The organism is Parasphingorhabdus sp. (assembly GCF_048269865.1).
Lineage (GTDB): Bacteria > Pseudomonadota > Alphaproteobacteria > Sphingomonadales > Sphingomonadaceae > Parasphingorhabdus.
Genome location: NZ_JBLWUA010000005.1, coordinates 198,031 through 220,359 on the forward strand (window position 1 = coordinate 198,031; position 22,329 = coordinate 220,359).

A 22,329-nucleotide genomic window follows, 5' to 3' on the forward strand; every position below is an offset into this window, starting at 1 on the left:
GGCCCAAATTATTTTCCGTTGTCATGTTTTCCCCAAATTTTGTCTTCAAAACTGACGCGAGGTGTAACCCTATATTAGCGACTGCTCAAGTCCTACCCACCGTCATTTTGGATAGAATAATTGTGGCACCTTTAATCGGCTCTTTACCGGTTGTGTCTATGAAAGTGGCTCATTGTGGGACAATCGGAACAAAAATGGCACAAAACGGCACTAAATTACTGCTGCTGATCGATGATGAGCCGGCGCAATGCCGCTTGATTTCGGCACTGGCTTCGCGCGCGGGATTTCGGACAATCTATGCCCGTGATGCGGAAACCGCGATCGCGACGCTCGGCACGCAGGATGGAATGATGCTCGACGCGATCATTCTCGACCATTGGGTGCCGGGTTCCGAAGCCACCGAACTGATCACCGAGCTGAAAGCCCGCCGCCCTGCGCTGCCGATCCTGATGCTGACCGCGGTCGGATCGATTGCCGAAGCGGTCGACGCCGTCCGTGCCGGGGCTACCGACTATCTGATCAAGCCGGTCGCTCCCGAACGAATGCTGAATGCGCTCAACGCCGCCGTTGAATCGTCCAAGGATGACGGCGAACTGCGCCCGCTCAGCGAAAAAATCTCGGCGCCGCTGGAATTTGAGGAAATTGTCGGGGCCGCTCCCGCTTTTCGCGCCGCATTGGCGATTGCCGCCAAGGCTGCGCGCGCCCGGGTGCCCGTGCTGATCGAGGGCGAAGGCGGCGTCGGCAAGGAAGTCATCGCCGATGCGATCCATGCCGCGAGCCCGCGTGCAAAATTGCCGATGTTGAAGCTGAACTGTGGTGCAATTACCGGAAACCTGCTCGATTCGATCCTTTTTGGTCACGAAAAAGGCGCTTTTACCGGTGCTTTTGACCGCAAAATCGGCCTGCTCCAGCAAGCCGAAGGGGGGACAATCTTCCTCGACGAAGTTGACCGGATTCCGCCCGAAACGCAGGTTCGCCTGCTGCGCTTCCTGAAACATTCGGATATCCAGCCACTGGGCAGCCCGAACAGTTTCCAGCTCGACGTCCGGGTTATCGCCGCAACCAATCGCAAACTGGAACGGGAAGTCGAAAAGGACAATTTCCGTGAAGACCTCTATTATCAGATGAACGTCGTTCAGCTGACGATCCCGCCGCTGCGCGACCGGACCGGCGACATCCCGGCGCTGGCCCGGCATTTCCTCGCCCGTCTCGCGCATCAACCCGGCTTGCGCAGCCTCGGTATCACCGACGAGGCGCTCAACCTGCTGCGCAGCTATCGCTGGCCCGGCAATGTCCGCCAGCTGCAAAGCGTTTTGTTCCGCGCCGCCGTGATGTGCGATCACAATGCTCTGACTTGCGAAGAATTTCCCCAGATCGCCTCTTTTGTGGCCGAATCTGGCGACGCCGAACCGCACTTGTCGAACAGTCCCGAAGGCATTGGCATCACCCTTTATAGTGAAGATGGCAATTTGCGGCCGCTGGATGAAATAGAGGCCGACGTGATCCGCCTTGCGATCGGCCATTATCGCGGGCGGATGACGGAAGTCGCTCGCCGTCTCGGCATTGGCCGATCGACGCTCTATCGCAAGCTCAGCGATCTGGGCATTGATAACGCTGCATAATCGGGTGCGGACCCGTTGGATTTGACATTTTCGGCCATTTCCAACACGATCCAATCCAACACGGACGCCCGTCTATTCCGCCCTGAATCCAACATCGCCATTGATGTTTCCCCTCGCTGGTCTTAAGTCTGGCGAATATGAAAAACATGCTTCCAATTCTTCCATTCAGCGCCGCTCTTACGCTTGCGCTGCTCGTATCGGCTTGCGGAAAACAGGAAGCGGTAGGCGATGTTCCGTCCAGCGAAGAACTCGCTCGCCAGGCCGATGCTGCCAGCAAGGCGATCCGCGATGAAGCGGCGGCATTGGCAGGAAACGGCCCGCAAGCCGCGGTCGATCTGGCCAGCATGGAAAGCTACACCAATGCGCTGCGCGGCTATACGATCATGGTCCCGAGCGACTGGACGGTCGATGAATCTGCCAGCGATGACAATGGCCGGGTCTATACAGAGACCCCGGGCGACGCGAAACTGGCCGTAACTTGGGTTGAAAATCGCGAAGATATAGCCTGGAACAAGGCCGTCGAAACGGTCGAAGATGGCAATGTTGCGATGAAAGGCGAAGCAGTAGGCGACAACGAATATCGCGCTTCGGGAATTCTTACCAACGGGCTGAAATCGAACCAGCGTATGCTCCGCAAACCGGATGGCACCATGGTGCTCGCCGAAGTTACCTATGCCGCAAACGAGGCCCAATCAATGGACCCGCTGGCGACCATGATCCTCGACAGTCTGACGCTGCAATAGCTGCGATTTATCGGTTGAGCTTGGCGCCCAGGAAGCTGGGCATTGGCCCATTCCAGCCGTTATCCACACCGTCGTCCTTGTCGTCCTGAACCGACGGCTGATTTTTCACTTTGCTCTTGGCCCTACGCGGCGACTTGGTCGGCGCATCGTCATGGTCCTGTCGCGCCTTCTTGGGCCGATCATCTTGTCGCGCTTTTTTCGGCGCATCATCCGAACGCGGTGCCTTCGCCTTGGGTGAGTCCGGCTTTGCCTTTGGTGAATCCGATTTCGCTGGCGCTGCCTTCTTGGCAGGCTTCTCGCTGGTCTTGGCCTTGCGCTCCTTGCGCACAGAGATTTTCATGCCGGTCAGCTTCTCGATGCTCTCGACATGCTCGGCATCGCTGCGGGTAATGAATGTAATGGCGATGCCGGTGGCACCAGCCCGGCCAGTGCGGCCGATCCGGTGAATATAATCATCCGGATGCCAGGGAATGTCATAGTTGATCACATGGCTCACGCCCTTGATATCCAGACCGCGTGCCGCAACGTCCGATGCACATAAGATATTGATCTCACCGGATTTAAACCGCTCCAGTTCCGCGAGACGCGAACTCTGGTCCATATCCCCGTGAATCTGACCGGCATCGAAGCCATCTTTGCGCAGGCTCTGGCAAAGATCGCGCACTTCGGTCTTGCGGTTGCAAAAGATGATCGCTGTCTCGACGCCTTCATTGTCCAGAATGTCGACGATCAATTTGCGCTTCGCTTTTGGCGCAACTTCTATAAGCGATTGGTCAATCGACGTATTGGCCGTCGCCGGGCGCGAAACCTCGATATATTTCGGGTTATTGAGAAACTGGTCCGACAATTTCTTGATCGGAGGAGGCATCGTAGCCGAGAATAGCATCGTCTGCCGTGTCGTCGGCAGCTTGGAGCAGATTGACTCAATATCCGGAATGAAGCCCATGTCGAGCATCCGGTCCGCTTCATCGATAACCAGCAATTCGCAGCCGGACATCAATATCCGCCCGCGATCAAACAGATCCATCAACCGTCCGGGCGTAGCTATCAGTACATCGACACCTTTTTCCAGGTCCTTGATCTGGTCACCCATAGACACACCGCCGATCAGCAGAGCCATGCTGAGATTGTGATTCTTGCCGTACTTCTCGAAATTCTCGGCGACTTGTGCGGCCAATTCCCGGGTCGGCTCCAGAATCAGCGATCGCGGCATCCGCGCGCGCGAGCGGCCATGCGCCAGAATATCGATCATTGGCAGAACGAAGCTTGCCGTCTTGCCAGTACCGGTTTGAGCGATGCCGATGATGTCTTTCATCATTAGCACGGAAGGTATGGCCTGCGCCTGGATCGGCGTCGGTTCATCATAGCCAGCCTCGGCTACGGATTTCAGCAGTTCTTCAGACAGGCCGATATCGGCAAATTTCATAGCGGTTCCGGAAAAATATAGGATACACCCTTGCATCCTCACTTAGCCTCTGCGGCTGACCGCGGCAATGATCGCATATCCCGAAATTGTCAAGCTTTCTCGCTTGGTCTAGCGTTGCGGGACAAGCTCCCGAAATCGCTCAATCTCGCATTTTGCTCCGGTACGCGAATGCAGGATGTCACGGCCTGCACACATTTTGCCGTCTTTGGTCTTCTCAACGTAGAAACCAGAATAGAAGCTGCGCGCCTGACAATTGTCCTCAAGCTGAGCCCTGATTCTTTTGCGATCTTTGGTGACCAGATCCAGATAACGATCCGCGAACATCTGAACCCCCAGAACATTTTTCATCGGCAGGCATTTGCCGATCTTCTTCTCGCGATAGGTCGTTCGCGAACTGTTTTGTGAAAACCCGGCCATCGGTGCAAGCGAAGATGGCAACCGGCGGGGCACCCGGATGATTACCCGTTTTTCGATTCGGACCTGCGCATATTCGCGTGGCCGCTCCGGCACATAATGCACCGGCGCATCAGCCGACGGACCGTCCGTCGGCCGCATCTCGCGCATATCTGGCACAGAGAGCAGCAATATTGCCGTAAGTGACAGGCTCACCATAATCCCTTAACTAATTCTTGCGTTCGCTATACCATCGATCGTTGAATATCGCATGAACTGGAAAATTGTCATCTACAATCGTTTACACGAAAATGGCCGGTCGGTGACCTCGCCGCACCGCTGATCGTCAAACGGTTCATACTACTGCACAGGAAAAGAAATATGCCGAAACAAGTGAACTGGCTGGAACAGATGCAGGCGGTTGTTGGCCCGAAAGGGTTCACCATATCCGGCGATGATATGGCGCCCTGGCTCACCGACTGGCGCGGTCGTTATACCGGGGCTGCAGCGGCCATGGTCTCACCCGGCACCACACAGGAGACGTCTGAAATACTGAAGATCGCGAACGATAACGGCGTGGCGATTGTGCCGCAAGGCGGCAATAGCGGCATGGTCGGGGGAGCGACCCCCGACAGCAGCGGCCACTCTGTTCTGCTGTCGCTTCGCCGCATGAACAGGATACGGGCGATTCAGGCGGACGATCAACTGGTTGTGTGCGACGCTGGTGTGATATTGCAAAACTTGCATGAAGCGCTCGCCAGCCACGGACAGAGATTTCCCTTGACCCTCGGCGGAAAAGGCTCGGCGACGGTCGGCGGTCTGGTGTCGACAAATGCCGGCGGTACCCAGGTTCTGCGGCACGGCACCATGCGCTCGCTGGTGGCCGGGATCGAGGCCGTGCTTCCAGATGGCAGTATCTTGGATGGCCTCTCCGCTCTGAAGAAAGACAATCGTGGTTATGATCTGAAACAATTATTCGTTGGCGGTGAAGGCACGCTGGGCATCGTGACAGGCGCGACCTTGAAAACGGTCCCGGCATTGGTCGATCGCTGTGTCGCCTGGGCTGCCGTCGACAGCACTGACGCAGCCTATCAACTGTTCCGGTTTCTAAACAGCCGGACGCCGCACGCACTGGAAGGCTTTGAAATAATTCCAGCGACCTGCCTGAATTCCGTATTGCGCCACATTCCCGGCACCCGCCAGCCATTGGAAGGAACCTATCCGTGGCATGTATTGATCGAAATCATACGGGATCAGCCAGATTCGGAAGACCCCAGAATGGTGGCAGAAAATTTGCTCGCGAAAGCGATTGAACGAAATTTGATCGAGAACGCAACGCTCGCGGCCAACGAACAGCAGGCAGAGGATTTCTGGAAAATCCGGGATTCAATCGCCGAAGCCGAGCGCGCGAGCGGCCCTGCCCTGCAGCATGACATCAGCGTCCCGGTCCCCGGTATGGCCCGTTTTATCAACGAGGCATCACCGGTTATCGAGGCAAGATTTCCCGGCACCAAGGTCGCCGCCTTTGGCCACATGGGGGATGGCAATGTCCACTTCCATGTCAAGGCACCCGAAGGCATCACGGCCCAAGAATGGATGGAGGATCTGGGAAAACAAATAACACCGCTGGTCCATGACCTCGTCATCGCAGCGGGCGGATCGATTTCCGCCGAACACGGGATTGGCCAGAACAAGCGAACGGAACTCGAACGAATATCGTCCGACGCGCGCCTGTCGATGCTACGTGCGATAAAAATGGCAATTGACCCGAATAACATTATGAACCCGGGCAAACTCGTTCCCCTTGCGTCCAGCCATTCAGGCTCTTAAAGCGCAAGACAACAATTCGTTCTCAACAGCAATTTTTCGGAGAAGATGACTATGGCGAGCACGCCGCAAGCACAAGCCCTACCGATGTTCTACAAGGACTTGATTCCGCTCAATTCCAACGAGCATGCATCATGGAAAGTCAAAGGGCTCGACAACGCATCGTTCATGCAGTCGCAACATGCGATCCCGATTACCTCGGATGAGTTCATGAGCGCCGCGCGCAATTATCCTATCGTTTTTTCGATTGGCGAGAATAGCGTTCCGCTGATTCTGATGGGCCTGAACGAAGGCGTAAACACCTTCATGAACGATGAAGGTAGATTTAGCGAACCAGCTTACGTACCGGCCTATGTTCGCCGCTATCCTTTCATGCTCGCCAAATTGCGCCCGGATGCCGAGGAACTCTCGCTCTGCTTCGACCCGACCACCGACGCGATTGGCGACTATGCTGAAGGCGACGCCTTGTTTGACAAGGATCAGCCAACCGAAACCACCAAGAATATTCTGAATTTCTGCGAACAGTTTGAGCAGGCTGGCCAGCGAACGGCACAATTTGTCCAGGAACTGGAAAAAATGGGGCTGCTCATGGATGGCGAGGTTTCAATCCAGCAGACCGGCGTTGAAAAGCCCTTCATTTATCGCGGTTTCAAAATGGTCGATGAAGAAAAGTTACGCGACATGCGTGGCGATGAACTCCGCAAGATCAACCAGAACGGCATCTTGCCCTTGATCTATGCTCACCTGTTCTCCCTGCAATTGATGCGCGATGTTTTTGCCCGCCAGGTGAGTGCAGGCAAGATGCCACAGGTTACGGAAGCTCCCTCCGTTCAGATTTGATCATTGCAAAACTCTGCTTCAAGCGTTTTCGCCGAAGCAGAGAAACACCGTGATAATTTTTCGACTGAGGGGCTTGCAACTCATTCCGACAAGGCCCACATATTGGGGGTACGGGTCCTCATCCCCCGATAGGATCTGTACCGGCATTCCCTTGGAATGCCACCTCCCTGAACCTTGGCCACCTCGCCGAACCGGCGAGGTGGTTTTTTATTGGGTAAATATCATTCATTCTGCCGCTTCGAGCAGATCCCGGCCAGACAGTTGTTCGGCCAACATTAGGCAACAGCTTTGGATCAGCTCAGAGATCGACTGTGCGGCAGCGATCGGCTCGCGCATATCCCGATCAAGATACAGCGCACGATCGACTTCAAGCTGAAATGCATGAATGTTGCGCGCTGGCCTGCCATGCCGTTCCAGAATATAGCCCCCTGGATAAGGATGGTTGGTCTGAACCTGATGACCACGCATCCGGAAATGGCCCGCAGCCAATTCAACATATCGTGATTCACAGCTTCGACCGAAGCGGTCACCGATAACAAACCCAACCCGGCATTTATTTTCATCCAAAACCGAGGGCATGCTGTGTAAATCGAAGAGCAAAGCGCAGCCATGAACGGATCGCATCTGATCCAGCAGATGCGTCACTATCCGATGATAGGGTTCATGATCGCTCTCGATACGGTCGCTGATGTCCTGATGAAGCCATTTTTTGCGCCACAAATTGCCGACTCCATGTAACCGGCGCGGCACTATACCCAAACCGCCTCTTACCTTTTTGCTGATATGCGGAGTCTGAGCTGCATCCAGCCCGACCACCATATCTGGATCGATTTCCGTTCGACTACGATTGAGGTCCACCCAGGCCCTGGGTTTGCGGGCAACAATCGCTGGAAAGCCGGAAGCGATAGCCGACGCCGCCAGCACGTCTGCGTAACGATCTTCCAGCCGAAGCAAATGGGATGCTGACACATTCAGATTATCCAGGAGTTCAGGCGGATAGTCCCGGCCAGAATGAGGCACGCTGACCAGAACCGGGAAGTTCAACTCCGCAATATTGGACAAGGAATAATTGGCTCCGGGAGGAGAAGAGCCTGCAAAAACGTCATTAGGCATGACAACGCCCCGAAAGATCAGCATGAACGACCAGAAAAACTGCCGGCTTCGAGAAAAAATTAACCGATTTGCTCTTATACGCCGGTCTCGGCATAATAGCCGGTCTGCATTCAGGCATATTCAGGAAGGCGCGAAAATATGATCAGGATTCTCCTCGCGGAAGATGAGCAAGCAATGCGCGAGCATCTTACACGGGCCTTAGAGAAAGCCAACTATGAAGTTGTCGCCGTTGATCGCGGAACCGCAGCCGTGCCATTGCTCAACGAACAGAAATTCGACCTGCTGCTGACGGACATCGTTATGCCGGAGATGGATGGCATCGAACTGGCACAGCATTGCGCCGCAGTGTGTCCAGAGACACAAGTCATGTTTATCACTGGCTTTTCCGGCGTAACATTGCGAGCTGGAGAATCGGTTCCAAAGGCAAAAATATTATCCAAGCCGTTCCATTTGAGAGATCTTGTCATGGAGGTTGACCGTCTGTTCGAACCAGACAGCATCAGCGACCGGAATTAAGTCTTGCGCCAGTCGAGGCGGCTGGCTAGAGGGCCTGCAGCGTGGGCGTATAGCTCAGTGGTAGAGCACTTCGTTGACATCGAAGGGGTCGGGAGTTCAACTCTCTCTACGCCCACCATTTTCCGGACAATCTGATATTCAGGCAGCGAGTGCTTCAGCGCTTGCCGCATCCTGACTCGGCGGATGGCCGTACCAACTGGTATAGGCTCGAGTGAAGGCACTCAGTTCGCTGTAGCCGAGCTTGGAAGCAATCTCGGAGAGGTTTCGGGTGCCTTCAAGAAAGTAGAGGTGGCAAGTATCACGCCGCACTTTTCCCAGCAACTGGCGATAGGACTGGCCTTCCGCAACCAGCTTGCGCCGCAAGGTCCGCTCTGCCATACCGAAGGTCATAGCGGCAGCATCCAGGCTGAGACCGGACTTGTCGAGCAGATATAATAGATACTGATAGGTCAATTTCGCGAGATTCTCGCGCTCAAATCTTTGCCGCTTGAAATACTCGGCCTGCTTCTGGCGTGCAGACAAAATTGCAGGATTATGGCCGGCCAATGGCTTGGTCATAGCGAAGCGATGATATTCGAGATATGTCGATGGTCGGTTAAATTGGCAGGGAATCGGAGCACTATTCGACTTCTCGTCGGAAAAGCCTCTGAAACCTTCCGGTCGTGGATGTGCAAAATGCGCAGCCCTTACAGTTTTGAAACGTCCGTCCGAAAGTAACTGGCCACAATGGTAGACCAGAGCAAAGAGGATCGGCGCCAGGTCGGACGACGCAGGGTTATCATGACACCAGACCAACCGGTCACCTGATGACAACGGCATCAGCTTGACCACCGGCTTTTCTCCGCCCAGACGCTGCTGCGCGACGAGATGGATCAATGCGTCGCCGAAACTGGGATGAAAATATGCTGTAAAGCCGGGATCGGAGAAGCCCAGCGGGACCATATTTTGCCCGATCGCCGAATGAATATCCGCCCGGTTAAGCTCTTCCTGAGCCGCAGAGCAGAGATTGGAAATCGAATCATCGCCCAACTGAAAGCCGGGATCTCGCAATTCTGATTCAGAACACCCCAGCGCGCTTAGCAATCTCGGCTTTCGGGCTTCCAGAGCGTGGCAGCTGAGATAGGCACGAAAAACAAACTGAGCCGATATCTTCAAATGCGGGGATGCCGGATAGTTCATGTCGGCAAGCTAGAAGCCGAAATGCATTATGCTCAACTGGCTTTCGACAAGGACGCAAAATCGGCGACGAAAACGACCGCATTCATCAATCTGCGATATACAATATCACATCTAATATCGGATAACCGATGCACCCCATGTAAATCCGCCGCCCATGGCTTCCAAAACCAGCAAGTCTCCGCCTTTGATTCGTCCATCGCGCACCGCGGTGTCGAGGGCGAGCGGAACCGACGCTGCCGACGTATTGGCGTGCATATCGACGGTCTTGATCACTTTTTCGGGAGCAAGATTGAGCTTTTTAGCCGTCGCATCCAGGATTCGAGCATTCGCCTGATGGGGAACGAGCCAGTCGATATTATCGATCGGTTCACCGGCTTCTTCCAGCACCTCGTTGAGCACCGAAGACAGATTGACAACTGCATGGCGAAACACCTCGCGGCCCTTCATGCGCAGCTTACCGACTGTCCCTGTGGTGCCCGCGCCGCCGTCGACATATAAGAGCTGATTGTGGGCACCATCCGCATGCAGACGAGTAGCCAAAATGCCTCTTTCACCCTGCTCCGCGGCAAGCACCACGGCCCCGGCTCCGTCGCCGAATAACACACAGGTTCCGCGATCATCCCAATCCAGTATCCGGCTGAATGTTTCCGCGCCAATCACCAAGGCGTTGTTCGCGCTCCCGGCCCGGATCATGCTGTCGGCTACCGAAAGAGCATATAGGAAGCCCGAACAGACCGCAGCAACATCAAAAGCCACACAACCATTACAACCCAGCGCATCCTGAACGATGGTGGCCGTCGCTGGAAATGTCTGATCCGGTGTGGCGGTCGCGAGCACAATGAGATCAATATCGGCACTGGTAAAATCAGCTGCCTCCATTGCCTTTCGCGCCGCTTCTATCGCCAGCGTGGATGTAGTCTCGTCATCTTCAGCGATATGGCGGAAACGGATACCCGTGCGCTCAACAATCCATTCGTCGGTTGTATCAACGCGCTCGGCGAGCTCAGCATTGGATACGCGGGTACGTGGAAGGGCCGAGCCAGTTCCCTTGATCACGGCTCTTCGGCCGGCAGCAATGTTCATTTCGCAACCTCTGATACCGGCGCCGCTTCGCTGATCTTCTTCAAATCTTCGCTGATACGTTCCAGAATACTGTCTTCAACCAATCGTGCGGCTACTTCCACCGCGTTGGCCACGCCCTTTGGATCAGCGCTACCATGGCTTTTGACCACCACCCCGTTCAGGCCCAGAAACACGGCGCCATTATGATTGTTGGGATCGAGTTCATCGCGCAACATTTCCGTCGCTGGCCGGGAAATCAGGAATCCGATCTTGGACCGCAGACTGCTCAAGAAGCTTCGCTTCAGCAGATCTGTGACAAAGCGGGCGGTTCCTTCCAGCGCCTTCAGCGCCACGTTCCCGGAAAAGCCGTCGGTCACAATCACATCGGCTTCACCGGTGGATATCTTGTCCGCCTCGGTAAATCCGAGAAAGTTCATGTGCAGACCAGCCGCGCCTTTCAGCGTCGCGGCCGCCTCCTGAATGGTGCCGGTGCCCTTTGCCTCTTCGGTTCCGATATTCAGCAGCTTCACCTTGGGGCGGTCGAAGCCGTGCATGATCCGGCTGTAGGCAGCACCCATGACCGCAAATTGCACCAGATTTCGGCTATTGCACTCTGTATTGGCGCCCAGATCCAGCATCACCACATCGGTGTCTTTCATCGTCGGCAATAGCGCCGACAATGCAGGTCGGTCGATACCGGGCATGGTGCGCAACGCCAGCTTCGCAATAGCCATCAGCGCGCCGGTGTTACCAGCACTGACTGCGGCACTAACTTCGCCGGTTTTGACAGCATTGACTGCCATCCCCATCGATGTGGTCTTGGAAGAGCGCAGCGCCTGTCCCGGCTTGTCCTCGCCCGATACGACATCCGGCGCGTGCAATATGTCGGACGCTGCGCTGAGATTGGGGTGATTCTTGAGCGCTTCTTTGATCTGCTCTTCATCACCGACAAAAAGAAACCGAAAACCGGAATGACGGTGCCGCGCCAGTGCCGCACCGGCAACCATAACGCGCGGGCCTTCATCTCCGCCCATCGCATCAATCGCGATTCGCGGCCTCATTCCCACCGGTTATTCCCCTTTATTGCGCGTCAGAAGCCGAAAGACTAGCCGATTAAAGATCAGCGGCCAAGACTTCACGGCCATTATAATGGCCGCAAGCTCCGCACAAATGATGTGGGCGCTTCAATTCGCCGCAATTCGGGCATTCCTGATAGGCTTCGACTTTCAAAGCATCATGAGACCGGCGCATTCCGCGCTTGGACGGCGTAGTTTTTCTTTTAGGTACAGCCATTGCTAAGCCTGTTCTTTACATTAAAAAATACATAACATGCTCAATATGCCAATCAGCCAAGTCTAACAAACCAGTCCCTGATGTTGCAGAGAATCGCTTGGTCTTGGTTCAGCAGATTGCACGCGAAGGGGCGCGTATAATGAATTTCCTGTGCGTTGCAAGCATTGAGCTTCTATAGCGTCTCTATAATTTTCATATATTGGGGGGACAAGATGATTTTACCGATAACATTGACGGTGGCCGGGATCGCGGCGCTGATCAATATCTGGCTTATGGTTCGCGTGGGCCAGGTCAGAACCAGTGAGAAAATAAGTATCGGTGATGGCGGCAATGAGAAAGTCATCCGCCGCATGCGGGCGCACAGCAACTATATCGAAAGCGCGCCATTCATCATCCTTCTCGTCGCAGCAATCGAGCTTGCCAGTACGACATCGCCCGTCTGGTTGTGGATCGTCAGCGGCCTCTATCTGTTGGGCCGGGTCGCACATGGTGTCGGCATGGATGACGGCAAATTCGGTAAAGGCCGGATGATTGGCACTATTGTGACGATGCTGACCCTGCTCGGGCTTGGCCTTTACGCGATTTCGATGCCCTATTCAGGGGCCTGAAGTCGGCCTTGGGAGCGGCGAAGTGCCGCTGAAACCCTGGGGCGCTGGAACCCGCTCAACCTGCAGGGGCTGGATCGGCACGCAGATAGGGCATCAGGTGCGGTATATAATCCACCTTGCCTAGCTCAATCTTCTCAGCACGCAGAATCGCATAAGCGGTCATCAGATGAAAATAAAATTGGGGCAGCGTCCAGTCCCGCGCATATTGCTCCGCCGTCAGATCAAAGATCATGCCGCTCGGAAGCGCATGGGCGATATGTCCTTCCGGATCCTCATCAAGTGCCGCGGGCCCAATAGCATCCAACATCGTGATCGTTTCCGAGATGCGATTCTGTGCTTCCGCGATCGATCCCGGTTTCTCACCGGCATTTCGCCCTTCGTCGACCAGTTCCCCCAAAGACGCTGGAAAAGCCTGCCCCTGGAGCCGAAAAACAGCTTCTTGTGCCTGTACGCAGCAAAAACGTATCTGCGTCGACAATGGGAACATATCGGGAGCCAAACGGGCCGACAGAAGCGATTCGGCTTCAGACATCCCGATCTGCATCTGTGCTTTCTTCAACCAGCCAGAGAGCGCGGTCAGCATCTGTATATATGTCGGGACCAGCAGTTTCGTTAAGGACATGGGCTTCCATTCATTGGCTATGATTTGGCGCGAGCCAGAAGTGTCTGGCTTTCGGGCCGTTTTCGAATCCGGTGCCTAACGCGCCGCCAATACATCGTCGGCGACAAAGGCATTGGTTTTGCGCTCATAGCCAAACTGGCTGGTCGGACCATGACCAGGAATAAACGTCACGTCGTCACCCAAAGGCCAGAGCTTCTCGGTGATGGCATTGATCAAGTCTTGATGATTGCCACGGGGAAAATCGGTGCGCCCGATCGAGCCCTGAAAAATGACGTCGCCCACCACCGCCAGCTTTGATGCCTGATGATAGAAAATTACATGGCCCGGCGTATGACCGGGACAATGAATGACGTCGAGGACCAGCTCACCAACGGTCACTTGGTCGCCGTCGTTCAGCCAGCGGTCTGGCTCAAAGCTTTTCGCCACCATGCCGTAGCGCGCTCCATCACCATCAAGCTGGTCAATCCAGAATAGATCATCCTTATGGGGGCCTTCGATAGGAATACCGAGTTCCTCGGCCAGTATGCCCGCCTGACCGCAATGATCCAGATGACCGTGGGTGATGATGATCTTTTCAAGATCAACGCCATGCTCCTCGACCGCTGCCTTCAACCGCGACAAATCGCCGCCCGGATCGCTGAGCGCCGCCTTGTTGGTTTTCGTGCACCACAAAAGGGTACAATTTTGCTGGAGCGGAGTGACCGGAATTATCACGGCCTTCAAGGGTGCATCTGTCATGATAAGCTATTTGGCGTCAACACAGACAAGTTGCAACCCGCCTATTGACGATGAGGTTAAAGCCGCCGCCCTGTCCAGACGACCCTTCCAATGATATTCACACTCTCTGCACTGACATCCTCCCAGTCCGGATATTGCGGATTGTCGCTGCGCACCGACAGCTTGCCGGAAGGAGCCATCGCGATGCGCTTCACGAGCAGCACATCGTCCATCCGCAGCACATATATGCCATCGCGCAAGGGGCGGGACGCAGCGCTGTGATCGACCATGATGTCATCACCATCGCCCAACGTCGGATCCATCGAATCGCCATCAACCACAATCAGCGATAGATTGGCGGGGTTCGTGCCAAACCGCCTCAGCCATTTGGGCGCGAACCCCATGGCTTCTGCATATACGTCATCAGCCAATGATCCCGGACCAGCCGAAGCACCGACCTGCAATCGCTTGATTCGAAGCAGACCATCGAAATTCTTCCGTTGCAGCCCCGAATCTCCAGAAACAACAGGAGCACCCAACAAGCGTTCCTCGACGCCATAGAATTCTGCCAGCCGTCGCCTGTCGTCTTCGTCCAGTTTCTTAGGCGATCCACGCCTAATATATTGCTGAATGTAGGCAGGATTTTTTCCCAGCATTTTCGAGATCGCAGAAAAATCATGCCCGTTCTCACGGATGAGTTTCTCCAGATTGGCGCGCGGGTCATCGGTCACAATCCCAACGGCATAGCGGCACCGGCCGAATTTAACAATAGGATATTTCCTAGACATGTAGGAAATATCATTTCAGATAGGATTTTCCCTATTGAGTGAGTCGTCCGACCGGCGACCGAAAGCTGAAGGAGGTTACCAGTGCCCTTATTGCGCAAAATCGAAATATTCCTGAACGAAACGCACATGGCTTGGACCAGATTCGGGCGACTTGCTGTCCGCGATCCACGCTTTGTCCAGGATCTCCGCAATGGCCGCGAACCGGGCAAGATTGTCTCGGATCGAGTCGAAGAATTCATGACTATGTGGCAATCAGATCATGCAGGCTGATGCACCGCACCAACAACACGTCAAGCGTGCCCCGGGGGCGCTCATTGGCGACCAGATCGCGGCACTGGTCGGAAGCCTCGGCCTCGTCACCTTGCAACGCGAACGCGCATGGGCGAGTATCACCTTCTCCGGGACGCGCTATTCTTTTTTGATTGAATGGTCCGGCAATTGCGAAGCGAACGTGATGCACAATCTGGTGCAATCACTGCCAGACCAAGAATTTGTCGTCCCACGCTATTTCGTCGCCGACATATTGGTCAGAGACCGCTCAGAATCCCGAATATTGCTGGACGTTCTTGCAATCGTCGATCCGGTTGAACATCACAAAGGTCAGGGTCAGCGTTGAGCCGTCATACGCTCCAGAGTACCAAGCGCGGCCTTCAAAGCGGCATCCATATCAGCTCGTCTGTCGTCATTATGATCAGCCTCGACAGTATCGACAGACCGGAGCGGCGGCATCGCGACCGGCATCTCTGCTATCGGGGCTGCTGGCGGCGAAACTCTCTCGACTGTTTCAGGCGTTGATGGCTCAGCAGTCGGCTGATCGGCCTTGCTGCGATGCTTTTGCAATGCTTCCAGGCGGTCCAATCCAGCTTCCAGGCGGTCCGCCAATTGAGCCAGCGACAAATCCGAAAGGTCGGATTTGGACGCGACCGGTTCAGGCCGTTCCACAATATGCTGAGACGGATCCTGCTCCGGCTGGTTCTCAGACGGCGAATGCGCCTGCTGCTGGTCAGGAACCTGCGCTTCCGGCGTGACGGTCGGCAGCGGTTGTGGCTCATCTTTCGCGATGGCGACATCGTTTGGCCGAGTCTCGTCAAACCGCTTGATCTTCTCTGCAAGCGGCGCGCCCAGATCAGATGCTGCAAAGATTGGCTGCCGCGCTGGAGCGTCGGGATGGCGGTCTGCCCGCCTGATATCCGGCAGATCTTTCAACTCGGTCACCTGGCCAGTCGATTTTTTGGGCTTTTTGAGAAATTTGGTAAGAGATTTCGCCGACAGATTGAGTTTGGGCAAGGCGCGCCTCGATCTGCTTTCATTTTCTTGGTCGGTCGATTCGAAGTTTGGATCTTTGCGAATTGCCAAGCTCATGTCCGGGCCTCCTTCGTGTGATTTCGTTTTATGGTTGAGAAACAAAAATAGCGCCGATGCAGAAACTAGGCCTGCCATAACAGCGATGAGCGCTCGCGCTGTATTGCCAAGCGGCGGTGCCGCTGCGGGAATGATCTCGGACAACCCGGTAGCACCAACGATATTTTCAAGATAGACATGGGGCAACGTGGCAATAACCAAAGCTGCAGCGATACCGCCAGCCAAGGCTAGAGCGGGTTGTTTAAACCGCGCAAAATCCTGCTCTATTTGATCCACATTCTTCTCCGCAATCTCATGCCGCGCACTCCAATGATTTGCGCGCGATCAACTTTTGGTAAACAGGAGTATAACGCAAAATGTTTGACGACCAGTTACGATCCGATTCAACAAATTTCTTTGCTGTTTCAATAGTTTGACTCCATACACCGCGATTATCGAGCAAACTGGCCAGCTTTTCTGCCATTCTCTGCGGATCGCCAGCAGCAAACAGCGTGCCGGTGACACCATCCTCAATCAACTCTTTATGACCGCCAACATCCGAAGCGGCTACGAGACGCCCTTGTGCCATGGCCTCTAGCGGCTTGAGCGGCGTCACAAGGTCCGTCAGCCGCATAGATTTACGCGGATAGACCATTATATCCATCAGACCATAGTAACGCTCGACCTCATCGTGCGGTACGCGACCGGTAAAGGTGACCGCAGAGTCCAACCCCAAACGTTTGACCTGATTTTTCAGCGAGCCTTCCATTGGACCACCACCAACCAGCAGCAAATGAGCTTCTGGGTGTGAAACCTGCAGCAGCGGCATAGCCGCGATCAGATCATCAAGACCTTCATAATCATAGAAACTGCCGATAAATCCCATGACCGACTTGTCGGGCAACCCCAGCTGAGACAGGACGATCTCGTCGCGGGCCGGCGGCTGACCGAACAGGTCAAGATCTACGCCATTCGGCGAGACGGTTATTTTACCTGGCTGCACGCCGCGGGCGATCAAGTCGGCCCGTAAACCGTCACAGATCACCGCCACCGCATCGGCACCGTTGACGACATGATTCTCCAATTGCCGGGTTAACCAGTAGCGAGGGCTGTGCTCCCTGCCGGTACCATTGCCGACCGCTGCATCTTCCCAAAAAGCCCGGATCTCGTAAACCAGAGGCAATCCCGTCTTCTCCGCGACCCGCAAGGCAGCCAGGCCGTTCAGCGCAGGCGAATGAGCATGCAGAACGTCCGGCTGCCATTCACGAACGACTTGCTCGACGCGATCTGCCAGCACCGCGACCTCCCGCCATTCGCGGATTGGTGATGGCCCCTGCACCTTTGCCAGAGTACGAAAGAACCGGAGCCCATCAACTTCTTCAGCTGACTGCTCGGAGACATAACCATGCTGATTCTGACGAACACCAGTGACACCAGCCACCGTCAAACCGCTGGCAATCTGGGCCTTCATTATCGCCCGCGTACGAAAGCAATAGCCGCTGTGCAACGGCAGGCTATGGTCCAATATGTGTAATATCCGCGTCATGGGATAAGGCCTTGCCAAAAAAGGATTAACGTCCCGTCAACCCAAAGCCTGTATCGCACCGTGTCAGAAGAGCGTCTTTTTACCGCTCGTGCCGGGATGAATTGGGTAGATGATAGACAATTTTTCTATCGCGTTGACGCATGGCCTTTTGCTGATCGCCGCCTGGCGTCTTATGAATCGAGACGATCTTGATGTCGAAGATCCACCGGAGCCAGACCAGCAAACAACAGGTTTTTTGAACCGACCCCATCGAAACGGATCATCGCCCGATGCGTGACCTTTTCTTTGTCGGATATCTCGTCTTGTTGCTGTTCATCGCCTTCAAGCGACCGTTTCTGTTCACTCTGATCTACGCCTATGTCGACATCGTCGCACCGCAGCGACTGAGCTATTTCATGCTCAACTCGGTACCCGTGTCGCTAATCGTCTTCGCTCTGGCCTTCCTCGGATATCTCTTGGCAGACAACAAGCAAGACAGCCGCTTTTCCATGCGACAGGCAGTGATGATTCTGCTGCTGGCCTATTGCGGATACACCACAATACAGGCGGAGGTGCCAGACGCGGCGCTAGAGAAATGGGACTGGATCTGGAAGGCGTTGGTTTTCGCAATATTTCTTCCACTCACCCTCAGAACCAAATTGCGTCTCGAGGCACTGGCACTGTTCATGGTGCTATGCGCCGGCACATTGATCATTACGGGCGGGATCAAGACCTTGGTCTCGGGCGGCGGATATGGGGTGCTCGTGCTGCTGGTCGATAATAATGCTGGCCTGTACGAGGGCTCGATCATGTCGACAGTCGCTATCTGCATCATCCCGCTGATCCTCTGGCTCGCTCATTACGGCACTATTTTCCCGCCCGACTGGCGCGTGAAGTTATTCGCCTATGCTCTGATCTTCTCAGCTCTGCTCATCCCCATTGGCACCGAAGCACGGACCGGACTAGTTTGCATCGGGGTTTTGGCAGTGCTGCAATTGCGCTTCGTTCGCTACCGATTGCTTTACGCTGGAGCCGCCGCTGCAATTGGCCTGATGTCGATTCCGTTATTGCCACAAAGCTTCACTGATCGGATGTCGACGATCGAAAATTACGATTCGGACCAATCGGCATCGACCAGGATAGCTGTCTGGCGATGGACACTGGAATATATAAAAACCCATCCTTTTGGCGGTGGCTTTGAAGTCTATCGGATTAACAAGCTGACCTATAAATTGTCCAAGGTCGACACCGAGCAATATGAAGAATGGGGCATTGATCCGGATGATGTCGACGCTCGGGTTATCGAGGACGAAGCGCGGGCTTTCCACAGCAGCTACTTCGAAATGCTCGGCGAACAAGGTTACCCCGGCCTTGTCATGTGGCTGTTCATCCACATCGGCGGCTTGTGGCGAATGGAGGTGTTGCGCAGAAAATATGCCAAGTCGAAAAGAGAGAGCGAGCAATGGGTCGCTCCCCTCGCCATTGCCCTACAGCACGGTCACGTCATCTATCTGGTCGGGGCACTGTTTGTCGGCATCGCCTACCAACCCTTTGTCTACATGCTGGTCGCCCTTCAGATCGGTCTCGACACATATATGGGACGCCGTTCCGCAGAGGCAAGACAACGTCCGCTTGCGAAACAAATGCCCCCGGGAACGCCAGCACGGGCCGGTAAACCATTTGCAAATTGAAGGACGTATCCGCAGGACCGAAAGGCTCCTGCGGATCATGCTGGCCAAGGCAAAAGAGCGACCAGGACGATCTCGACCGGCCTTTGCTATCGGCAAAACACCGGTTCAATCACCCCAGTTGGAATCAGCCAAATGTCTGGCTACTGGAAATGCCGCCTAGATTCCGTCCAGATATTCGATGACCGGAGCCGCAGCCATGCATGGCGCCAGTTTCGGTCCACTTGCCCGGAAATGATCCGATTTGCCGTGCGCATCCAATGCCGCCTGATCGACATAACGCTCGAGCACCTTATATTGCTGCGGATTATCCTTGCACTGGAAAACCGAATAAAATTCATTGCCGGGCTCGTTGGCCCTTACCGCCTCCATCAATTCGGTGAAGGCCACTTCAAAATCAGCATTTTTGCCATCAGCCACGGTCAATGTCGCAACTACGCCCACTGCTGCCATGATAATTCTCCCTGAAAGAAACGGGCTGACGGTTGTCCGTCAGCCCTCTATGTGTCGGTGTTAGAAAATCTCGAACAATCCAGCTGCGCCCTGACCGCCGCCTATGCACATGGTGACCACCGCATATTTTGCGCCGCGCCGCTTGCCTTCGATCAAGGCATGTCCCGTGCATCGCGCACCGGTCATTCCATAAGGGTGACCGATGGAGATCGAGCCGCCGTTCACGTTCAACAGTTCGTCCGGAATGCCAAGTTTTTGCTGGCAGTAGAGCACCTGAACGGCAAAAGCCTCGTTCAATTCCCAAAGGCCGATATCATCCATCTTCAGATCAAAGCGTTCGAGCAATTTCGGGATCGCGAATACCGGCCCGATACCCATCTCGTCTGGCTTGGTGCCCGCAACCGCCATTCCGACATAGCGGCCCAGCGGGTTGAGCCCGGCCTTTTCTGCCGCCTTGGCTTCCATGACGACACTCGCAGCAGAACCGTCTGAAAGCTGAGACGCGTTACCTGCCGTGACGATCTTGTCAGGGCCGAGCACGGGCTTCAATGACTGCAGGCCTTCCAGCGTCGTCGAGGGACGGTTGCCCTCATCCTTGCTGATCGTGACTTCGACATGGGAAATCTCTTTGGTTTCCTTGTCCTGAACGCCCATTGTCGTCGTCACTTCAACGATTTCAGCATCAAAGCGGCCAGCTTCCTGAGCCGCAGCCGTGCGCATTTGCGATTGCAGCGCATATTCATCACAGGCTTCGCGGGTTATACCATAGCGTTCGCCGACAACTTCCGCAGTCTGCAACATCGGCATGTAGATATCGTCATGCATTTTGAGCAATTCACGATCTGGCTGCACCCTCATTTCCGGTGTCTGCACGGTGGAGATCGATTCTTGTCCGCCACCAACAACCACATCCATCCGGTCGAGCGTGACCTGCTTGGACGCCGTGGCAATGGCCATCAAACCTGAGGAACATTGACGGTCGATGGTCATGCCGGGCACTTCAATGGGAAATCCTGCCCGCAGCGCAACCTGACGAGCCAGATTGCCGCCTTGCGATCCCTGCTGCAACGCACTGCCCCAGACAACATCGTCAATCGTTGCAGGGTCTATGCCGGCACGTTCCACAGCAGCCTTTGCCGCATAATGGCCGAGCGTCGCACCGGTTGTAGTATTGAACGCACCTTTATAGGCTCGGCCAATAGGGGTGCGAGCAGTGGAAACAATGACAGCATCACGCATGATGGAATTCCTTATATGATTGATATCGGAGTCTGATTTTGGGCGCATTGTCCCCGTTAATCGAGCAATTAACAAGGGATTTTTTTCAAGGCATCGCCGCCGCTACGGAACGCTAGTCCTTGTCCACCAGCACACCAAAGCCACCCTCCGGATAGGGCAAGATCATCTCGCCGTCGGGAGCTGCAGTAAATGTCGTTTGCGTCGGATAGGCAAATTCCAATCCTTCTTCATTGAACGCCTGCAAAATCGCAAGCCCGATCATGTGACGGCCCTGATAGACCACGTCATATTCGCTGCTCATGATGTCAAAATCGAGTTCGAAATTGATCGAGCTGTCGCCAAAGCCGACGAAACCACACCGAACAAATACCCCGTCGTTGTCTTCGACGATCTTTTTTAGCAGGTCCGGGATGCGGCGGGCTTCATCAGGCTTGGTTTGATAGATGACACCGATGCCAAAGCGCGTGCGCCGCCTCGCCAATCGCGTCATGTTCACGATCTCCTTATCCAGCAGATTGGTGTTGGAGACGATGACTTCTTCACCAGTGATGGCTCTCAGCCGCGTGGTTTTCAGCCCGATTTTCTCAATCGTTCCGACCGTGGAATCATAACTGATCGTTTCCCCGCGGCGAAACGGCTTGTCGAAAATGATCGAAAGGGCCGCGAACAGGTCAGAAAAAATGCCTTGAGCGGCCAGACCGATGGCTATGCCACCAACCCCCAAACCCGCGATCAATCCAGTCACGTCCACACCCAAATTATCCAGAATCATGATCGCGGCGATCGCAAAGAGCACAAAAGTGACCAGCAAGCGGATCAGAGTCATCGCATTTTCCAGCGTTTCATGCTGGTCCGGGTCCTGAGACGTTCGGCGAACAATCAGGCCAAGGATTATTTCGCGAAGCCAGATGGCAACCTGCAACACGGTCGATATCGTGAACAGGACATGCACCACACGGTCGAAACTCGACGGAGCGCTGGCGAAGGTTACCACCAGTTCGGCAGACACCATCAACATGAAAAATTTGCTGGTTCGCGCAATCGCCTTGCCGATGATCGTCCGATAGCCCGTTAGGCCGCTATTATTGCGGACATAGCGAGCCGCGAGACGCTTGATCGCACCGAGCAGGAAAAATATTCCGGTCCCGATAACGATCGCCAGAATTAGTTCGACATAATGGCTGGACAGCCAGCGGGACCCTTCAACGGTCAAGTTTGTGATGGAAGAGCCTATATCCGGCATTGTTGGCACCAGGGGTGTATCTGTTGTTTTCGTCATAGATGTCCAGCTAGGGAGATGTGCCAAAAATAACAACCCAAAGGACAGGGCATCA

At 54.9% G+C, this 22,329-nt stretch carries 24 protein-coding genes and 1 tRNA gene; 10 read left to right on the top strand and 15 right to left on the bottom strand.

Annotated elements, in window-relative coordinates:
* Nucleotides 1-194 precede the first annotated feature (194 nt).
* Complete coding sequence (locus ACN0WW_RS08800) at nucleotides 195-1,622, top strand: sigma-54-dependent transcriptional regulator (protein WP_417611515.1); 1,428 nt, start codon at nucleotides 195-197, stop codon at nucleotides 1,620-1,622.
* A 137-nt stretch (nucleotides 1,623-1,759) separates the two neighbouring features.
* Nucleotides 1,760-2,365 carry a hypothetical protein gene (locus ACN0WW_RS08805; protein WP_417611517.1) on the top strand — a complete coding sequence of 202 codons (606 nt, stop codon included), beginning with the start codon at nucleotides 1,760-1,762 and terminating at the stop codon, nucleotides 2,363-2,365.
* Between the two features lie 7 nt (nucleotides 2,366-2,372).
* Here the strand turns inward: ACN0WW_RS08805 and ACN0WW_RS08810 are convergent, their stop codons facing one another.
* Both ACN0WW_RS08810 and ACN0WW_RS08815 read right to left on the bottom strand, forming a co-directional pair.
* Complete coding sequence (locus ACN0WW_RS08810) at nucleotides 2,373-3,791, bottom strand: DEAD/DEAH box helicase (RefSeq protein WP_417611519.1); 1,419 nt, start codon at nucleotides 3,789-3,791, stop codon at nucleotides 2,373-2,375.
* Nucleotides 3,792-3,899: 108 nt separating this feature from the next.
* On the bottom strand, nucleotides 3,900-4,403 hold the full coding sequence (locus ACN0WW_RS08815; RefSeq protein ID WP_417611521.1) for a hypothetical protein: 504 nt from the start codon (nucleotides 4,401-4,403) through the stop codon (nucleotides 3,900-3,902).
* Between the two features lie 162 nt (nucleotides 4,404-4,565).
* Between ACN0WW_RS08815 and ACN0WW_RS08820 the strand changes: the two genes are divergently transcribed.
* On the top strand, nucleotides 4,566-6,014 hold the full coding sequence (locus ACN0WW_RS08820; RefSeq protein ID WP_417611523.1) for an FAD-binding oxidoreductase: 1,449 nt from the start codon (nucleotides 4,566-4,568) through the stop codon (nucleotides 6,012-6,014).
* A 51-nt stretch (nucleotides 6,015-6,065) separates the two neighbouring features.
* Nucleotides 6,066-6,851, top strand: a complete 786-nt coding sequence (locus tag ACN0WW_RS08825) for a SapC family protein (RefSeq protein WP_417611674.1) — start codon at nucleotides 6,066-6,068, stop codon at nucleotides 6,849-6,851.
* 225 nt (nucleotides 6,852-7,076) lie between these two features.
* On the opposite strand, the gene ACN0WW_RS08830 is transcribed toward ACN0WW_RS08825, so the two are convergent.
* A complete protein-coding gene (locus ACN0WW_RS08830; protein ID WP_417611525.1) occupies nucleotides 7,077-7,913 on the bottom strand; it encodes an N-formylglutamate amidohydrolase in 837 nt (278 codons plus the stop codon).
* A gap of 189 nt (nucleotides 7,914-8,102) precedes the next feature.
* Here ACN0WW_RS08830 and cpdR point away from each other — a divergent pair, with 189 nt between their 5' ends.
* Complete coding sequence (gene cpdR, locus ACN0WW_RS08835) at nucleotides 8,103-8,480, top strand: cell cycle two-component system response regulator CpdR (RefSeq protein WP_417611527.1); 378 nt, start codon at nucleotides 8,103-8,105, stop codon at nucleotides 8,478-8,480.
* 43 nt (nucleotides 8,481-8,523) lie between these two features.
* Nucleotides 8,524-8,598: transfer RNA gene (locus tag ACN0WW_RS08840), tRNA-Val, on the top strand.
* A 20-nt stretch (nucleotides 8,599-8,618) separates the two neighbouring features.
* Here the strand turns inward: ACN0WW_RS08840 and ACN0WW_RS08845 are convergent.
* From ACN0WW_RS08845 to rpmF, 4 genes are all read right to left on the bottom strand, one after another.
* A complete protein-coding gene (locus tag ACN0WW_RS08845; RefSeq protein ID WP_417611529.1) occupies nucleotides 8,619-9,659 on the bottom strand; it encodes a helix-turn-helix transcriptional regulator in 1,041 nt (346 codons plus the stop codon).
* Nucleotides 9,660-9,770: 111 nt separating this feature from the next.
* Nucleotides 9,771-10,742: a beta-ketoacyl-ACP synthase III gene (locus ACN0WW_RS08850; protein WP_417611531.1), complete on the bottom strand. Its 972-nt coding sequence runs from the start codon at nucleotides 10,740-10,742 to the stop codon at nucleotides 9,771-9,773.
* A complete protein-coding gene (gene plsX, locus ACN0WW_RS08855; protein ID WP_417611533.1) occupies nucleotides 10,739-11,782 on the bottom strand; it encodes a phosphate acyltransferase PlsX in 1,044 nt (347 codons plus the stop codon). Before plsX ends, ACN0WW_RS08850 begins: the two co-directional genes overlap by 4 nt.
* Before the next feature lie 52 nt (nucleotides 11,783-11,834).
* Complete coding sequence (rpmF, locus tag ACN0WW_RS08860) at nucleotides 11,835-12,014, bottom strand: 50S ribosomal protein L32 (RefSeq protein WP_082788395.1); 180 nt, start codon at nucleotides 12,012-12,014, stop codon at nucleotides 11,835-11,837.
* 212 nt (nucleotides 12,015-12,226) lie between these two features.
* Between rpmF and ACN0WW_RS08865 the strand changes: the two genes are divergently transcribed.
* A complete protein-coding gene (locus ACN0WW_RS08865) occupies nucleotides 12,227-12,622 on the top strand; it encodes an MAPEG family protein (RefSeq protein ID WP_417611538.1) in 396 nt (131 codons plus the stop codon).
* Nucleotides 12,623-12,677: 55 nt separating this feature from the next.
* Here the strand turns inward: ACN0WW_RS08865 and ACN0WW_RS08870 are convergent, their stop codons facing one another.
* From ACN0WW_RS08870 to ACN0WW_RS08880, 3 genes are all read right to left on the bottom strand, one after another.
* The gene (locus ACN0WW_RS08870) at nucleotides 12,678-13,244 is read right to left on the bottom strand and encodes a DUF1993 domain-containing protein (protein WP_417611540.1); all 567 of its coding nucleotides are present in this window, start codon (nucleotides 13,242-13,244) and stop codon (nucleotides 12,678-12,680) included.
* A gap of 75 nt (nucleotides 13,245-13,319) precedes the next feature.
* A complete protein-coding gene (locus tag ACN0WW_RS08875; protein WP_417611542.1) occupies nucleotides 13,320-13,982 on the bottom strand; it encodes an MBL fold metallo-hydrolase in 663 nt (220 codons plus the stop codon).
* A gap of 56 nt (nucleotides 13,983-14,038) precedes the next feature.
* Nucleotides 14,039-14,692: a S24 family peptidase gene (locus tag ACN0WW_RS08880; RefSeq protein ID WP_417611544.1), complete on the bottom strand. Its 654-nt coding sequence runs from the start codon at nucleotides 14,690-14,692 to the stop codon at nucleotides 14,039-14,041.
* A gap of 183 nt (nucleotides 14,693-14,875) precedes the next feature.
* On the opposite strand from ACN0WW_RS08880, the gene ACN0WW_RS08885 reads away from it, so the two are divergent.
* Complete coding sequence (locus ACN0WW_RS08885; protein WP_417611546.1) at nucleotides 14,876-15,019, top strand: hypothetical protein; 144 nt, start codon at nucleotides 14,876-14,878, stop codon at nucleotides 15,017-15,019.
* Complete coding sequence (locus ACN0WW_RS08890) at nucleotides 15,009-15,365, top strand: hypothetical protein (RefSeq protein WP_417611548.1); 357 nt, start codon at nucleotides 15,009-15,011, stop codon at nucleotides 15,363-15,365. The genes ACN0WW_RS08885 and ACN0WW_RS08890 overlap by 11 nt, the downstream gene beginning before the upstream one ends.
* Here the strand turns inward: ACN0WW_RS08890 and ACN0WW_RS08895 are convergent.
* Both ACN0WW_RS08895 and ACN0WW_RS08900 read right to left on the bottom strand, forming a co-directional pair.
* A complete protein-coding gene (locus ACN0WW_RS08895; RefSeq protein WP_417611550.1) occupies nucleotides 15,356-16,111 on the bottom strand; it encodes a hypothetical protein in 756 nt (251 codons plus the stop codon). The genes ACN0WW_RS08890 and ACN0WW_RS08895 overlap by 10 nt on opposite strands.
* A 292-nt stretch (nucleotides 16,112-16,403) precedes the next feature.
* The gene (locus ACN0WW_RS08900; RefSeq protein ID WP_417611552.1) at nucleotides 16,404-17,636 is read right to left on the bottom strand and encodes a TIGR04063 family PEP-CTERM/XrtA system glycosyltransferase; all 1,233 of its coding nucleotides are present in this window, start codon (nucleotides 17,634-17,636) and stop codon (nucleotides 16,404-16,406) included.
* 269 nt (nucleotides 17,637-17,905) lie between these two features.
* Here ACN0WW_RS08900 and ACN0WW_RS08905 point away from each other — a divergent pair, with 269 nt between their 5' ends.
* Nucleotides 17,906-19,306: a putative O-glycosylation ligase, exosortase A system-associated gene (locus tag ACN0WW_RS08905; protein ID WP_417611554.1), complete on the top strand. Its 1,401-nt coding sequence runs from the start codon at nucleotides 17,906-17,908 to the stop codon at nucleotides 19,304-19,306.
* Between the two features lie 156 nt (nucleotides 19,307-19,462).
* Here ACN0WW_RS08905 and ACN0WW_RS08910 read toward each other — a convergent pair whose 3' ends face one another.
* The 3 genes from ACN0WW_RS08910 to ACN0WW_RS08920 all read right to left on the bottom strand — a co-directional run bounded on the left by ACN0WW_RS08910 (nucleotide 19,463) and on the right by ACN0WW_RS08920 (nucleotide 22,274).
* Nucleotides 19,463-19,756: a putative quinol monooxygenase gene (locus ACN0WW_RS08910; RefSeq protein WP_417611556.1), complete on the bottom strand. Its 294-nt coding sequence runs from the start codon at nucleotides 19,754-19,756 to the stop codon at nucleotides 19,463-19,465.
* Between the two features lie 60 nt (nucleotides 19,757-19,816).
* A complete protein-coding gene (locus ACN0WW_RS08915) occupies nucleotides 19,817-20,995 on the bottom strand; it encodes an acetyl-CoA C-acyltransferase (protein WP_417611558.1) in 1,179 nt (392 codons plus the stop codon).
* Nucleotides 20,996-21,107: 112 nt separating this feature from the next.
* The gene (locus ACN0WW_RS08920; RefSeq protein WP_417611560.1) at nucleotides 21,108-22,274 is read right to left on the bottom strand and encodes a mechanosensitive ion channel family protein; all 1,167 of its coding nucleotides are present in this window, start codon (nucleotides 22,272-22,274) and stop codon (nucleotides 21,108-21,110) included.
* Nucleotides 22,275-22,329: the final 55 nt, after the last annotated feature.

What these genes read in the sequence shown, in the direction of transcription:
- ACN0WW_RS08910 (WP_417611556.1), bottom strand. Translation starts at nt 19,756, where the DNA reads ATGGCAGCAGTGGGCGTAGTTGCGACATTGACCGTGGCTGATGGCAAA.
- ACN0WW_RS08805 (WP_417611517.1), top strand. Translation starts at nt 1,760, where the DNA reads ATGAAAAACATGCTTCCAATTCTTCCATTCAGCGCCGCTCTTACGCTT.
- ACN0WW_RS08865 (WP_417611538.1), top strand. Translation starts at nt 12,227, where the DNA reads ATGATTTTACCGATAACATTGACGGTGGCCGGGATCGCGGCGCTGATC.
- ACN0WW_RS08905 (WP_417611554.1), top strand. Translation starts at nt 17,906, where the DNA reads ATGCGTGACCTTTTCTTTGTCGGATATCTCGTCTTGTTGCTGTTCATC.
- ACN0WW_RS08875 (WP_417611542.1), bottom strand. Translation starts at nt 13,982, where the DNA reads ATGACAGATGCACCCTTGAAGGCCGTGATAATTCCGGTCACTCCGCTC.
- plsX (WP_417611533.1), bottom strand. Translation starts at nt 11,782, where the DNA reads ATGAGGCCGCGAATCGCGATTGATGCGATGGGCGGAGATGAAGGCCCG.
- ACN0WW_RS08885 (WP_417611546.1), top strand. Translation starts at nt 14,876, where the DNA reads ATGGCTTGGACCAGATTCGGGCGACTTGCTGTCCGCGATCCACGCTTT.
- ACN0WW_RS08845 (WP_417611529.1), bottom strand. Translation starts at nt 9,659, where the DNA reads ATGAACTATCCGGCATCCCCGCATTTGAAGATATCGGCTCAGTTTGTT.
- ACN0WW_RS08810 (WP_417611519.1), bottom strand. Translation starts at nt 3,791, where the DNA reads ATGAAATTTGCCGATATCGGCCTGTCTGAAGAACTGCTGAAATCCGTA.
- rpmF (WP_082788395.1), bottom strand. Translation starts at nt 12,014, where the DNA reads ATGGCTGTACCTAAAAGAAAAACTACGCCGTCCAAGCGCGGAATGCGC.
- ACN0WW_RS08870 (WP_417611540.1), bottom strand. Translation starts at nt 13,244, where the DNA reads ATGTCCTTAACGAAACTGCTGGTCCCGACATATATACAGATGCTGACC.
- ACN0WW_RS08900 (WP_417611552.1), bottom strand. Translation starts at nt 17,636, where the DNA reads ATGACGCGGATATTACACATATTGGACCATAGCCTGCCGTTGCACAGC.
- ACN0WW_RS08800 (WP_417611515.1), top strand. Translation starts at nt 195, where the DNA reads ATGGCACAAAACGGCACTAAATTACTGCTGCTGATCGATGATGAGCCG.
- ACN0WW_RS08895 (WP_417611550.1), bottom strand. Translation starts at nt 16,111, where the DNA reads ATGAGCTTGGCAATTCGCAAAGATCCAAACTTCGAATCGACCGACCAA.
- ACN0WW_RS08850 (WP_417611531.1), bottom strand. Translation starts at nt 10,742, where the DNA reads ATGAACATTGCTGCCGGCCGAAGAGCCGTGATCAAGGGAACTGGCTCG.
- ACN0WW_RS08820 (WP_417611523.1), top strand. Translation starts at nt 4,566, where the DNA reads ATGCCGAAACAAGTGAACTGGCTGGAACAGATGCAGGCGGTTGTTGGC.
- ACN0WW_RS08915 (WP_417611558.1), bottom strand. Translation starts at nt 20,995, where the DNA reads ATGCGTGATGCTGTCATTGTTTCCACTGCTCGCACCCCTATTGGCCGA.
- ACN0WW_RS08890 (WP_417611548.1), top strand. Translation starts at nt 15,009, where the DNA reads ATGCAGGCTGATGCACCGCACCAACAACACGTCAAGCGTGCCCCGGGG.
- ACN0WW_RS08920 (WP_417611560.1), bottom strand. Translation starts at nt 22,274, where the DNA reads ATGACGAAAACAACAGATACACCCCTGGTGCCAACAATGCCGGATATA.
- ACN0WW_RS08825 (WP_417611674.1), top strand. Translation starts at nt 6,066, where the DNA reads ATGGCGAGCACGCCGCAAGCACAAGCCCTACCGATGTTCTACAAGGAC.
- ACN0WW_RS08815 (WP_417611521.1), bottom strand. Translation starts at nt 4,403, where the DNA reads ATGGTGAGCCTGTCACTTACGGCAATATTGCTGCTCTCTGTGCCAGAT.
- cpdR (WP_417611527.1), top strand. Translation starts at nt 8,103, where the DNA reads ATGATCAGGATTCTCCTCGCGGAAGATGAGCAAGCAATGCGCGAGCAT.